12 protein-coding genes and 5 tRNA genes are annotated in these 13,372 nt (G+C 55.8%); 1 reads left to right on the top strand and 16 read right to left on the bottom strand.

The window, feature by feature from the left end; all coding sequences use genetic code 11:
* Positions 1–56: 56 nt before the first annotated feature.
* A complete protein-coding gene (gene leuA / locus ACMWLG_RS14860; RefSeq protein WP_045404723.1) occupies positions 57–1,712 on the top strand; it encodes a 2-isopropylmalate synthase in 1,656 nt (551 codons plus the stop codon).
* On the opposite strand, the gene ACMWLG_RS14855 is transcribed toward leuA, so the two are convergent.
* The 16 genes from ACMWLG_RS14855 to ACMWLG_RS14780 form a co-directional block, all read right to left on the bottom strand.
* Entirely contained in the window at positions 1,699–2,463 is a 765-nt protein-coding gene (locus ACMWLG_RS14855) for an AraC family transcriptional regulator (protein WP_045357568.1), read from the bottom strand. The two genes, leuA and ACMWLG_RS14855, sit on opposite strands and share 14 nt — an antisense overlap.
* Before the next feature lie 54 nt (positions 2,464–2,517).
* Positions 2,518–3,033 (bottom strand): S-ribosylhomocysteine lyase, encoded by a 516-nt coding sequence (gene luxS, locus ACMWLG_RS14850; RefSeq protein ID WP_008499539.1) that lies wholly within the window; start codon positions 3,031–3,033, stop codon positions 2,518–2,520.
* Positions 3,034–3,186: 153 nt separating this feature from the next.
* Positions 3,187–4,731 (bottom strand): glutamate--cysteine ligase, encoded by a 1,545-nt coding sequence (gene gshA / locus ACMWLG_RS14845; RefSeq protein WP_045404726.1) that lies wholly within the window; start codon positions 4,729–4,731, stop codon positions 3,187–3,189.
* Between the two features lie 83 nt (positions 4,732–4,814).
* Positions 4,815–5,243 carry a YqaA family protein gene (locus ACMWLG_RS14840; RefSeq protein WP_008499541.1) on the bottom strand — a complete coding sequence of 143 codons (429 nt, stop codon included), beginning with the start codon at positions 5,241–5,243 and terminating at the stop codon, positions 4,815–4,817.
* Positions 5,240–5,806, bottom strand: coding sequence for a fructose-1-phosphate/6-phosphogluconate phosphatase (gene yqaB / locus ACMWLG_RS14835; protein ID WP_045404729.1), 567 nt, complete (start codon positions 5,804–5,806; stop codon positions 5,240–5,242). The genes ACMWLG_RS14840 and yqaB overlap by 4 nt, the downstream gene beginning before the upstream one ends.
* Before the next feature lie 117 nt (positions 5,807–5,923).
* Positions 5,924–6,000, bottom strand: a tRNA-Arg gene (locus ACMWLG_RS14830).
* Between the two features lie 64 nt (positions 6,001–6,064).
* Positions 6,065–6,141 (bottom strand) — tRNA-Arg (locus ACMWLG_RS14825).
* Positions 6,142–6,302: 161 nt separating this feature from the next.
* Positions 6,303–6,379: transfer RNA gene (locus tag ACMWLG_RS14820), tRNA-Arg, on the bottom strand.
* A gap of 64 nt (positions 6,380–6,443) precedes the next feature.
* Positions 6,444–6,520 (bottom strand) — tRNA-Arg (locus ACMWLG_RS14815).
* A 4-nt stretch (positions 6,521–6,524) separates the two neighbouring features.
* A tRNA-Ser gene (locus ACMWLG_RS14810) sits at positions 6,525–6,617 on the bottom strand.
* 342 nt (positions 6,618–6,959) lie between these two features.
* Positions 6,960–7,145: a carbon storage regulator CsrA gene (csrA, locus tag ACMWLG_RS14805; protein ID WP_000906486.1), complete on the bottom strand. Its 186-nt coding sequence runs from the start codon at positions 7,143–7,145 to the stop codon at positions 6,960–6,962.
* A 241-nt stretch (positions 7,146–7,386) separates the two neighbouring features.
* Complete coding sequence (alaS, locus tag ACMWLG_RS14800; RefSeq protein ID WP_045620458.1) at positions 7,387–10,014, bottom strand: alanine--tRNA ligase; 2,628 nt, start codon at positions 10,012–10,014, stop codon at positions 7,387–7,389.
* Positions 10,015–10,145: 131 nt separating this feature from the next.
* A complete protein-coding gene (recX, locus tag ACMWLG_RS14795; RefSeq protein WP_045404219.1) occupies positions 10,146–10,646 on the bottom strand; it encodes a recombination regulator RecX in 501 nt (166 codons plus the stop codon).
* Positions 10,647–10,713: 67 nt separating this feature from the next.
* A complete protein-coding gene (gene recA, locus ACMWLG_RS14790) occupies positions 10,714–11,772 on the bottom strand; it encodes a recombinase RecA (protein ID WP_023308943.1) in 1,059 nt (352 codons plus the stop codon).
* Between the two features lie 89 nt (positions 11,773–11,861).
* Positions 11,862–12,359 carry a nicotinamide-nucleotide amidase gene (gene pncC / locus ACMWLG_RS14785; RefSeq protein ID WP_023308944.1) on the bottom strand — a complete coding sequence of 166 codons (498 nt, stop codon included), beginning with the start codon at positions 12,357–12,359 and terminating at the stop codon, positions 11,862–11,864.
* A gap of 129 nt (positions 12,360–12,488) precedes the next feature.
* On the bottom strand, positions 12,489–13,367 hold the full coding sequence (locus tag ACMWLG_RS14780) for a metal ABC transporter substrate-binding protein (protein WP_032667918.1): 879 nt from the start codon (positions 13,365–13,367) through the stop codon (positions 12,489–12,491).
* Positions 13,368–13,372 lie beyond the last annotated feature (5 nt).

Raw genomic sequence — 13,372 nt, 5'->3', positions numbered from 1 at the left:
TAAAGCAGCGCTCCTGAAATCCATTCACGATAGTGAAAAGACAACAGGAGCGCATCATGCTGAACACACCCGCCGACAAGTACCAACCCTATCCGTCCCTTTCCCTGCCCGACCGCCGCTGGCCGGAGCAACGCATTACCCGCGCACCGCGCTGGCTCTCAACCGATCTGCGCGACGGCAACCAGGCCCTTGCCGAGCCGATGGACAGCACCCGCAAGCTGCAGTTCTGGGATCTGCTGCTGGGCTGCGGATTCAAAGAAATTGAGGTGGCTTTCCCATCCGCCTCGCAGACCGACTTCAACTTTGTCCGCCAGCTTATCGAAGAGAACCGCATTCCGGATGACGTCACGATTCAGGTATTAACCCAGGCGCGGGAAGATCTCATCCATCGTACTTTTGAATCCCTGCGCGGCGCGAAGCAGGCCACCGTCCATCTGTATAACGCCACCGCCCCGCTGTTCCGCCGCCTGGTATTCGGCATGGAGAAAGCGCAAATCGTCGAGCTGGCGACGCGCTCCACGCGGCTTATTCGTCAGCTGTGTGAAGAGAACCCGGACACCCGCTGGCAGTATGAGTATTCCCCGGAGACCTTCTGCTTTACCGAGCCGGAGTTTGCGCTGGAGATTTGTGAAGCCGTGGCGGAGATCTGGCAGCCGTGCGACGAACGGCCCATGGTGATCAACTTACCGGCCACCGTCGAAGTGAGCACGCCGAACGTCTATGCCGACCAGATCGAGTATTTCTGTCGCCACTTCAGCCGCCGCCGGGATGTCTGCATCAGCGTACATCCGCATAACGACCGCGGTACCGGCGTCGCCAGCGCCGAGCTGGCCGTGATGGCGGGGGCAGACCGCGTGGAGGGCTGTCTGTTTGGTAACGGCGAGCGCACGGGCAACGTCTGCCTGGTGACGCTGGCGATGAACCTCTACAGCCAGGGCATCAGCCCGAATCTCGACTTTAGCGATATGAACCGGGTCGTGGAAGTGGTGGAAGCCTGCAACCAGCTGCCGGTGCATCCGCGCCACCCGTGGGCAGGCCGGCTGGCCTATACCGCCTTCTCCGGCTCGCACCAGGATGCGATCAAAAAAGGCTTTGATGCCCGCAGGCCTGGCGATCGCTGGGAGATGCCGTATCTGCCCGTCGATCCGCAGGACATCGGCTGCACCTACGAAGCGGTGATCCGCGTGAACAGCCAGTCAGGGAAAAGCGGCAGCGCGTGGCTCATCGAACAGAATCATGGCCTGAAATTACCCCGCGCCCTGCAGCAGGATTTCAGCCAGCACGTGCAGCAGGAAACCGATCGCCACGGAAAAGAGATGACGCAGAATGCGCTGTGGCAGCTGTTCCGCACCCGCTACGGCCTGGTAGCCACGCCGCAGTTTGCGCTGCAATCCTACCGCAGCGACAGCCAGCAGGATGGCCAGCTGCGTTTGACGGCAAGCATCGCTACGCAGGGGGGAACGCGTCAGCTGGAAGGTCAGGGTAACGGTCTGCTCTCCGCCGCCGCTCACGGCTTGAGCCGCTGGGTCAACGCCCCGTTCGTGATTAAGGATTATCACGAGCATACGTTAGGCGAACGCAGCGACAGCCGCTCGGTGGCCTACATCCGCTGCCTGTTCCAGGACGGGAGCAGCCGCTGGGGCGTGGGCATCGACAGCGACGTGGCGCGCGCGTCGCTTCAGGCGCTCTTAAACGCCGTCAGTCGTTCTTAAAGTAATCGCTGGGTGAGACGCCCATCACCCGGCGGAACATCGCCGTAAAGGCGCTGTGGCTGCCGTAACCCAGATCCAGCGCCACGCGCAGCACTGGCTGGCCCTGCGCCAGCCGCACTAAGGCTTCCAGCAGGCGCGCCCTTCTCAACCACTCGCCGTAGCTTAATCCCGTCTGCTGCTGAAAATGGCGGTTCAGGGTGCGTTCGCTCATGTTCATCATGCTCGCGGCCTGCGCGCTGCTCCAGCTCCCTCCCGCGTTTTGCCGGATTAGCACACACAGGTGGCGTAACGCCTCGCTTTCCGGCTCCGGCAGATGAAACGGCAGCACCGGCATGGTGCGGATTTCATCGAGAATGAGTTCATAGACGCGTTCATCCCGGCTGCCGGGCGAGTACGATTCAGGTAAAGCAAGAGAGACGAGGATCAGCTCGCGCAGCAGCGGCGCGATCTGCACGATCTGACAGGAGGCCGGGAGATCGGCCCGCGCCAGCGGATCGATGAACAGCGTTCGCGCCGCCACGTTGCCGGTGATGCGAAGCGAGTGGCGAGTCCCCGCCGGTAGCCAGACGCCGCGACCCGGAGGAACAACCCAACAGCCCGATGCGGTATCGACCCGTACCACGCCGCTCAGGGTGTGCAACAGCTGAGCGCAGTCGTGCTCATGCCACGGCTCGCTATCACCATGAACGTAATCATGGGCGAACGGAACGAGGGGACGATGGGTAAAGGAGAAGGTTGCGGTTGTGGTCATGGGGTTAAACCACCCTCACCCTACCCTCTCCCGTAGGGAGAGGGAAAAGGTGCACTAGATGTGCAGTTCCTGCAGTTTTTCTTTTGGCAGGGCCAGCTCTTCGTTGCTGTTCACGCGAACATCACGCTCGATGATGTGACGCGCGATTTCCTGCGCTTCTTCCAGAGAGTGCATCTGGTAAGTACCGCACTGGTAAACGTTCAGCTCAGGGATCTGATTCTGCTCTTTCACCTTCAGCACGTCTTCCATCGCCGCTTTCCACGCATCAGCGACGCGTTTCTCTTCCGGCTGGCCAATCAGGCTCATGTAGAAACCGGTACGGCAGCCCATCGGAGAGATGTCGATGATCTCAACGCCGTTGCCGTTCAGATGGTCACGCATGAAACCGGCGAACAGGTGTTCCAGGGTATGAATGCCTTTCTCTGGCATCACTTCTTTATTTGGCACGCAGAAACGCAGATCGAAGACGGTGATCGTGTCGCCGTGCGGGGTGTGCATGGTCTTCGCCACGCGTACTGCAGGTGCTTCCATACGGGTATGGTCGACAGTAAAGCTATCTAATAACGGCATACGTCACCTCCGATAGTGATTTTTTTTAAAATAAACTGAACTCTTCTACAGAATGCACGTCTGAGTATATGAAAGACGCGCATTTGTTATCATCATCCCTGAATTCAGAGATGTATATTTTGGCCACAGCGATGTGGCCTTTTTCTTTTCTGCTTAAGACTGCTTCGCCAGAAACGCCTCAAACGACTCGGTATCCGCCGCTTCAACCTCTTTCTGACGCACCACGGACGCATCGCGTTCCGCGGCAAAATCTGCTTCGCTCAGCACTTCTAACGGCTCCTGCATCAGCATCTCACGATACTCCGCTGAGAGTGAACGCCCCGTGCCGCCAATGCCCTGATCGATCATAGAACGCAGAATACGCGCTGAGAACGTCAGTTCCGGATTATCAAAACATTCCACCAGCTGGTCGCAGATCTGTTGATACGCGTCGCCGCCGTCAATGCTGTCCATTGTGCGGGCAACACGCTTCAGATCGCGGAACAGATCTTTGCCGACTTTGGTCAGCGGGAACTGTGCCGTTTCGCAGCCGATACCCAACGTCAGGCCCGGCTTACGCCCTTCCAGAATCACGCGATTCCAGTTTGTACGGGTACAGAGCAGTTCGTCTGAACTCATTTCCGGCGCATCCGCCAGCACGCACCAGACCATAAACAGATCCAGGAAGCGAATCTGCTGCTCATCAACGCCAATCGGTGAGAACGGGTTGATATCCAGCGAACGCACTTCAATGTATTCGATCCCGCCGCGCTGCAGCGCATCCGACGGGGTTTCACCGCTGCGCGTTACGCGCTTAGGACGAATAGGCGCATACAGCTCGTTTTCAATCTGCAGCACATTGCTGTTGATTTGCAGGCGCTTGCCGTCTTTTTCGAGGCCGATTTTCTCGTACTCTTCCGACGGGGTTTTGATCGCCCGCTTCAATCCTGCCACATATTCGTGCAATTCGTTAAACGTAATACCGAGATTGCTTTGCGATTTATTGGTATAACCGAGATCGCTCAGGCGCAGAGAGGTCGCGTACGGGAGATAGTACATTCCGCACTCGGTCTTCTCGAACGGCAGCGTGGTCGGTTTCCCCTGCAGGAACGAAGAACAGATCGCCGGGGAGGCCCCAAACAGATACGGGATCACCCAGCCGAAACGGTAATAGTTGCGGATCAGGCGGAAGTAGCCTTCAGAGATCGCATCTTTATCCGTTTCACCGCATTTCGCCTGCCAGAACGCCATTGGCAGCGAGAAGTTATAATGCACGCCCGAGATCGTCTGCATCAACGCGCCGTAGCGGTTTTTCAGCCCTTCGCGATAGAGCGTTTTCAGCCGGCCGATATTTGACGTGCCGTACTGCGCCAGCTCAATCTCCTGGCCCTGCTCGATATAGCACGGCATGCTGAGGGGCCACATACGTTCGTCGCCCATGTTGCGCGCGGTGTAGCGATGGATATCGCGCATGATCGTCAGCATATGATCAATATCACCCTCTACTGGCGTGATGAACTCCAGCAGTGCTTCAGCGAAATCGGTTGTGATCCATTTATGTGTCAGCGCCGAGCCTAACGACTTCGGGTGACCCGTCGTCGCTAAGCTACCGTCCGCGTTAACGCGCAGCGTTTCACGCTCAAGACCACGCTGAATACCCTTCAATGCCTGAGGGTGGTTTTCCAGCCAGGCCAGCGCCTGAGATACGTCCGGGATCAAATTGACCTCCCGCCTGTCAAAGTAATGTTACTCAGCATAATTGTAATGGTTGACGATTGAAGGTCGCGTATTCATTCCACCAATTAGTGCCACCACGTCATACCCTGTAGTGTTGCCCACGCCACGAGAACATAGCGCAACGCCTTGCCAAGGCACAAAAAAAAGAGCACCGGTCCCCAGGAGATGCGCATCCATCCCGCCAGCAGACACAGTAAATCGCCTATTACAGGCATCCAGCTTAATAACAGCGTGGCAGCGCCATAGCGTTTTAGCCAGCCGACTGCCTTTTCCTGCCAGCGCGATTTTTCGCGCAGCGGAAAGAAACGCCCAAGAATAACGTTAGTCAGCCCTCCAAGGCTATTACCCATTGTTGCTATTAATACAAGCAGCCAGGGCTGACTCACGCCGGACAACAGCATCGCCACCAGCACCACTTCCGAATTTCCCGGTAACAGCGTGGCGCTTAAAAAACTGCTGGCGAATAATGAAGCAAGTGACAGCGCGTCACTCACAGTAAGCGCACATCCACCGCATCCATTCCGGCATCACGCGCGGCCTGAATGCCGAAATCGGCGTCTTCAAAAACGACACATTTTGCCGCCGGGACGCCCATTAATTCTGCGCAAAGCAGGAAGGTGTCCGGTGCGGGCTTGTGATGTTTAACATGATCGGCGGCGACCACGGCAGAAAAATAGTGACGCAGGCCAAGATGATTGAGCAAAGCTTCTGCAATCGAGCTTTCACTGCCTGTTCCTACCGACATCGGGCGGCGCCCGTGCCACTCTTTTACCACATCAATCAGCGGCAGAGGACGTACGGTATCTAGAAGCATGGCTTTTACCGCATCGGTTTTTTCGCGCGCGAGCAGATGCGGGTCGAGGTCGGCCTGATTCAGTTCAATCACGGCCTGCGCAATACGCCAGGTGGGGGATCCGTTGAGGGCAATCATCGCCTGAAGATCGAAACGCATTCCGTAGCAGCCCAGGACGTCAGTCCAGGCTTGACGATGCGTGGGTTCGGTATCCAGGAGAGTGCCGTCCATATCGAAGATCAAACCGTCATACTGTGCGTACATCGTGCTCTCGCTAAACGATTAACAAACCATTACTTTATCGTAAATGGTGATTTTTGTCGCTGATTGAGAGTGTGATTGCTGACGGAACGTCGAAGGAATAAACAAAGAAGGAGAAGATGGTGCATCCGGGAGGATTCGAACCTCCGACCGCTCGGTTCGTAGCCGAGTACTCTATCCAGCTGAGCTACGGATGCATCGGGATTTACTACTGTACTGCTCGATATTCACATCACTTCTAAAGCAATATGAAGTAATAGATGGTGCATCCGGGAGGATTCGAACCTCCGACCGCTCGGTTCGTAGCCGAGTACTCTATCCAGCTGAGCTACGGATGCATCAGGGTACTGCTTTCAGAAATAGTAAATGGTGCATCCGGGAGGATTACTCGTCTGCGCCTCGCCCTGCGGGCCGTTGCTAAAGCAACGTTATCCTCCCTGGTGCTTACGATTAACTCGCAGACCTTGAAACAACAGCATCGCTGTTATCTCGGAGAATATGGTGCATCCGGGAGGATTCGAACCTCCGACCGCTCGGTTCGTAGCCGAGTACTCTATCCAGCTGAGCTACGGATGCATCGGGATTTACTACTGTACTGCTCGATATTCATATCACTTCTAAAGCAATATGAAGTAATAGATGGTGCATCCGGGAGGATTCGAACCTCCGACCGCTCGGTTCGTAGCCGAGTACTCTATCCAGCTGAGCTACGGATGCAAAATGGCGGTGAGGCGGGGATTCGAACCCCGGATGCAGCTTTTGACCGCATACTCCCTTAGCAGGGGAGCGCCTTCAGCCTCTCGGCCACCTCACCACACAACGCCTCTTTCGAGTGCTTCGAGTTACTCGTTAAGAGCTTCTCGTCGCTGCGTGGCGCATATATTACTTTCTGGGACTTATAAGTCAAACAATTTTCCAAAAGCTTTTATCGTTTGCACAAATCACACGCAATTCGCATGTAAAAGCCGCAAAGAGGGTGTTTTATAAGCGGATTTTGCAGGCATCTTCACAGAAAACCTTTGCAGAAATGGCGGCGTAAGGGCGAGTTTAAGGTAACGGAGTGGTTAAAAAGAGAGCGTTTGAAATTAAACGGTAACGTTGAGCAGGAAAAATGGCAGGAGGGTTGCGTCTCGCCCGACAGCGAGACGCGATAATATCAGTAACTGGACTGCTGGGATTTTTCAGCCTGGATACGCTGGTAGATCTCTTCACGGTGGACAGATACTTCTTTAGGAGCGTTAACACCAATACGTACCTGGTTACCCTTTACCCCTAAAACTGTCACGGTGACCTCATCCCCAATCATGAGGGTCTCACCAACTCGACGAGTCAGAATCAGCATTCTTTGCTCCTTGAAAGATTAAAAGAGTCGGGTCTCTTGTATCCCGGCATTATCCATCATATAACGCCAAAAAGTAAGCGATGACAAACACGTAAAGTGTAAGCAGTCACGGCATCACATTCTGTTAAACGTAAGTTTAGCCGATATACACAAACTCAACCTGACTTTATCGTTATCGATAGCACAGTGAACAAGACGCCATAACGTTACCGCTATGGCGTCTGCTTGTGCTTTGTAGTTATTACAGTTTCGCGCTTACCCAGCTTTCAACGCTGGCCAAAGCTTGCGGAAGTGCCGCCGCATCCGTACCACCGGCTTGCGCCATGTCCGGACGACCGCCACCCTTGCCACCCACCTGCTGAGCGACCATACCAATCAGTTCCCCTGCTTTTACGCGGTCGGTCACATCCTTAGAGACGCCCGCAATCAGAGAAACCTTACCTTCTGCCACTGTCGCCAGCACGATAACGGTAGAACCAAGCTGGTTCTTGAGATCGTCGACCATAGTACGCAGCATCTTAGGCTCAACGCCCGCCAGATCGCTGACCAGCAGTTTGACGCCCTTAATGTCTACAGCCTTGCTGGAGAGGTTTGCACTCTCCTGCGCCGCAGCCTGCTCTTTCAGCTGCTGCAGCTCTTTTTCCAGCTGACGCGTGCGATCCAGCGCAACGCGCACTTTCTCGCCCAGGTTCTGGCTATCGCCTTTCAGCAGCTGCGCGATGTCGTGCAGCTGATCGCTCTGCGCATGCAGGCTGGCAATCGCACCTTCACCGGTCACCGCTTCAATACGACGCACACCTGCCGCCGTACCCGATTCGGAAACAATGCGGAACAGGCCGATGTCACCGGTGCGCGATGCGTGCGTACCGCCGCACAGCTCGGTAGAGAAGTCGCCCATGCTCAGCACGCGAACGCGGTCGTCATATTTCTCACCAAACAGCGCCATCGCACCTTTTTTCTTCGCGTCCTCGAGCTCCATGATGTGGGTCTCGATTGGCAGGTTACGACGGATCTGCGCGTTCACCAGATCTTCCACCGCGCGGATTTCAGACGGTTTCATCGCTTCAAAATGCGAGAAGTCGAAACGCAGCACTTTGTCGTTAACCAGAGAACCTTTCTGTGCAACGTGGGTACCGAGTACGTCGCGCAGGGCGGCGTGCATCAGGTGGGTTGCAGAGTGGTTCAGACGAATGCGCGCGCGGCGAGCTTCATCCACGTTAGCCTGTACGCCCTCGCCCACTTTCAGAGAACCGGAAACCAGTTTGCCCTGGTGACCAATCGCCTGACCGTATTTCTGGGTGTCGCTGACGCTGAAGCTGAAACCGTTGCCTTTCAGTTCGCCTTTATCGCCAACCTGACCGCCAGATTCCGCGTAGAACGGCGTTTTGTCCAGAATGACAACCGCTTCCTGGCCCGCGCTGATGCTGTCCACGGCTTTACCGTCAACAAACAGGGCGGTCACTTTGCCGGTCAGTTCCAGCGCGTCATAACCTTTAAATTCAGACGCGCTATCAACGCGGATCATCGCGTTGTAGTCTGCACCGAAACCGCTGGATTCACGCGCACGACGACGCTGCTCTTCCATCGCGGCTTCGAAGCCCGCTTCGTCAACTTTGATGTTGCGCTCGCGGCAAACGTCCGCCGTCAGGTCAACCGGGAAGCCGTAGGTGTCGTACAGGCGGAAAGCGGTTTCGCCATCCAGCGTATCGCCCTTAAGTTTCGCCAGCTCTTCGTCCAGCAGCGCCAGACCGCGCTCAAGTGTACGCGCAAACTGCTCTTCTTCGGTTTTCAGAACCTGCTCTACCTGCGCCTGCTGGCGTTTCAGCTCGTCACCGGCAGCACCCATCACGCCAATCAGTGGCCCAACGAGTTTATAGAAGAAGGTGTCCTTCGCGCCCAGCATGTTGCCGTGACGGATGGCACGACGAATGATACGACGCAGCACGTAGCCACGGTTTTCATTCGACGGGATAACGCCGTCGGCAATCAGGAACGCACAGGAACGAATGTGGTCCGCGATAACGCGCAGCGATTTGTTGTTCAGGTCGGACGCGCCGGTAACTTCGGCAACGGCTTTGATCAGGGTGCTGAACAGGTCAATCTCGTAGTTGGAGTTGACGTGCTGCAGAACCGCGGCAATACGCTCCAGGCCCATACCGGTATCAACGGAAGGCTTCGGCAGCGGCTCCATCGTACCGTCGGCCTGACGGTTGAACTGCATGAAGACGATGTTCCAGATCTCAATGTAGCGATCGCCGTCTTCTTCCGGGCTGCCCGGAGGGCCACCCCAGATGTGGTCGCCGTGATCGTAGAAGATCTCGGTGCACGGACCGCAAGGGCCGGTATCACCCATCTGCCAGAAGTTGTCAGACGCGTATGGCGCGCCTTTGTTATCGCCGATGCGAATAATACGCTCGCGCGGGATCCCGACTTCTTTTTCCCAGATTTCGTAGGCTTCGTCATCGGTTTCATAGACGGTAACCCACAGACGCTCTTTCGGCAGGTTGAACCAGTTTTCACCGGTCAGCAGTTCCCACGCGTATTGAATGGCATCGTGTTTGAAGTAGTCGCCGAAGCTGAAGTTACCCAGCATTTCGAAGAACGTATGGTGACGCGCGGTGTAACCGACGTTTTCCAGGTCGTTGTGTTTACCGCCCGCACGCACGCAACGCTGTGAGGTTGTGGCGCGGGAATAATTACGCTTGTCGAGACCAAGGAACACATCCTTGAACTGGTTCATCCCGGCGTTGGTAAACAGCAGAGTCGGATCGTTATTCGGTACCAGGGAGCTGCTGGCAACAACCTGGTGTCCCTTACTATGGAAAAAATCGAGAAACGCCTGACGGATCTCAGCGGTGCTCTTGCTCATAATTATCCTGAAATCAAGCTAACGAAATGTCGTAGCCAGCCTGTATCGGTAAACCGTTGGACAGACCAGCTACTGGAAAAAGTGGGAATAAGATAAGTTTTCTTTAGTGGGAAGTAAAATCCCGCATGCGTTCAATCGGCAAAATTACGCCAGATATCCTGGATATCTTCCATCAGAAAGCCGCGGTAGAGCAAAAAGCGCTGGATTTTGACTTTTTCTGAAAATTCACGCGGCAGCGGTTCGCCGTATTTACGAATCGCCTGTTCTCTGGCCAGCTCGCACCAGTCAGTATCGCATTCGCGCATCGCTTTTTCGATGGACTCCCGGGCCACCCCTTTCTGGTTCAGCTCCTGCCGGATGCGCGCGGGCCCATATCCTTTACGGCCGCGGCTGGCGAGAAACCGTGAGGCAAAGCGCTCGTCATCGAGATAATGATGCTCATAGCACCAGGCAATCACGCGGTCATAATCTTCCGCGGTGGCATCAATCTCTTCCGGCCCGTTTTTACTCATCACCGGAGCCGACAGTTTTCGCCGCAGCTCCTGTTCACTGTGGTCACGAACGGCCAGGATGCGCACCGCGCGGTCCAGTAAGCGTGCATACGCGGGTCGACGTGTTGTCGGTTCACTCATAAAAAACCTGCTGATTCAGAAATGCAAAAAGGGCCGCATCAGCAGCCCTTCATTTTAAACGAAAGAATTAAAAGTCTTCGTTGGTTTCTTCAGCATCCGCGGCATCGACCACGAAATCAGGTTTAGAGTCCTGGTTGTTCAGCAGAAGCTCACGCACCTTCTTCTCAATCTCTTTCGCCGCAGCCGGGTTCTCTTTCAGCCAGGAGATCGCGTTCGCTTTACCCTGACCAATCTTGTCACCGTTGTAGCTGTACCAGGCGCCCGCTTTTTCAATCAGCTTCTCTTTCACGCCCAAGTCAACCAACTCGCCGAGGAAGTTGATCCCTTCGCCGTAGAGGATCTGGAATTCAGCCTGTTTGAACGGCGCGGCGATTTTGTTCTTCACAACCTTCACGCGGGTTTCGCTACCGACCACGTTCTCGCCCTCTTTCACCGCGCCGATACGGCGGATATCCAGACGGACAGAGGCGTAGAATTTCAGTGCGTTACCGCCGGTAGTGGTTTCCGGGTTACCGAACATCACACCAATTTTCATACGAATCTGGTTGATGAAGATCAGCAGCGTGTTGGACTGCTTCAGGTTACCCGCCAGCTTACGCATCGCCTGGCTCATCATTCGTGCCGCGAGGCCCATATGAGAGTCACCGATTTCACCTTCGATTTCGGCTTTTGGCGTCAGTGCGGCAACGGAGTCGACCACGATAACGTCAACGGCACCAGAACGCGCCAGCGCGTCACAAATTTCCAGCGCCTGCTCACCGGTGTCCGGCTGAGAACACAGCAGGTTGTCGATATCCACGCCCAGCTTGCGAGCATAAACAGGGTCCAGCGCGTGCTCGGCATCGATAAACGCACAGGTTTTACCTTCGCGCTGTGCCGCAGCGATCACCTGCAGCGTCAGGGTGGTTTTACCGGAGGACTCTGGCCCGTAGATTTCTACGATACGGCCCATAGGCAGACCGCCAGCGCCCAGCGCGATATCCAGAGAAAGCGAACCGGTGGAGATGGTTTCCACATCCATGGAACGGTCTTCACCCAGGCGCATGATGGAGCCTTTACCGAATTGCTTTTCGATCTGGCCCAGTGCTGCCGCCAACGCTTTCTGTTTGTTTTCGTCGATAGCCATTATTACTCCTGTCATGCCGGGAGAAGCGACTGTGCTTCACCGTGGATTTCTGTTCTGTTGGTGCAATTATACTGTATGGTCATACAGTATCAAGTGTTTTGTAGAAATTGTTGCCAGAGCGTTTTTAACGCATAAACGGTTGCCTGACGACGCACGCTTTCGCGATCGCCGCTGAAGCACTCCCGGCGGGTGATCCCTTCCCCTTTGGAGGTGGCGAACCCAAACCAGACGGTGCCGACAGGCTTCACGTCGCTGCCGCCGTCCGGGCCCGCAATACCGCTAATGGAAATCGCGTAATCTGCCCGCGCCTCTTTGAGCGCGCCAATAGCCATCTCGATTACCACCGGTTCGCTGACCGCGCCATGCTGTTCAAGCGTGGATTCACGCACGCCAATCATCTGTGCTTTAGCTTCGTTACTGTAGGTCACAAAACCGCGTTCAAACCAGGCGGAACTGCCGGCAATATCGGTAATCGCTTTCGCCACCCAGCCGCCGGTGCAGGATTCCGCGGTGGTGATTGTCGCGCCACGCTGCTTCAGCGCAAGGCCAACGATCTCGCTAAGCTGCATCAATTCATGGTCAGTCATTCTCGCTCCAGGCATCAGAAAAACGTGCTGCACAAGATAGCACTTTATCGTCAGATGTGGGGATGCACTTCAGGTTTTACGAGGGGGCTTCAGAAAAAAGCCGGTACGGACGCACCGGCGGTGGAAAGGTTATTTCATGCTCTCAGCGAGGGTGTGCACATTGTGGCGAAACGCCTTAACGTAGGTGTCAGCCACCCCACCTTTTGCCGACAGCGCTTCGGGGTAAAGCTCGCCCCCGGGCTGTGCGCCCGTCGCCGATGCAATCTGTTTCACCAGACGCGGATCGAGCTGATTTTCCATAAACCAGGTTTTCACGCCGTCGGCTTTAATCTGATTGATAATCTCGGCGACCTGCGCCGCGCTGGCTTCGCTCTCAGACGACAGCCCCTGCGGCGCCATAAACGTCACGCCGTAGGCGCGGCTGAAATAGCCGAACGCGTCATGGCTGGTCAGCACTTTACGCTTCGCCGGCGGGATCTGGCTAAAGCGCGTTTTGGCCCAGTTATCCAGCTGGCTGAGCTGCGCGATATACGTTTTGCCAGAGGCTTCCAGCGCGGCTTTGTCCTCAGGATCGGCTTTCACCAGCCCGTTCAGGATATTTTGTGCATAGAGCGCCCCGTTCGCCGCGCTGTTCCACGCATGGGGATCGGTCACAGTCTTTCCATCTTCCTCAAGCGTGTGGGTTTTCACTCCTGTTGAGGCCACAACCAGCTGCCCTTTGAACCCGGAGGCTTTCACCAGACGATCAAGCCAGCCTTCCAGCCCCAGGCCGTTCACCACCACCACATCAGCCTTGCTCAGGGCGGCGCTGTCTTTCGGCGACGGTTCAAAGGTATGCGGATCGCCGTCAGGCCCGACCAGTGTCGTCACGTTCACATGGTCACCGCCTACCTCCTGCGTGATATCCCCCAGAATCGAAAAGCTGGTTACCACATTCAGCGTTTTCGCCATCACGCCGTGCGACATCATCCCCAGCGCGAGCGCCACTACAAATCCTGTACGTTTCATCGTTT

It is taken from the genome of Enterobacter sp. 01-M-02-SI-ECC, assembly GCF_047530595.1.
Lineage (GTDB): Bacteria > Pseudomonadota > Gammaproteobacteria > Enterobacterales > Enterobacteriaceae > Enterobacter > Enterobacter cloacae_M.
Note: the sequence above shows the minus strand (reverse complement) of the source record. Positions and strands in the feature narration are given on the sequence as shown.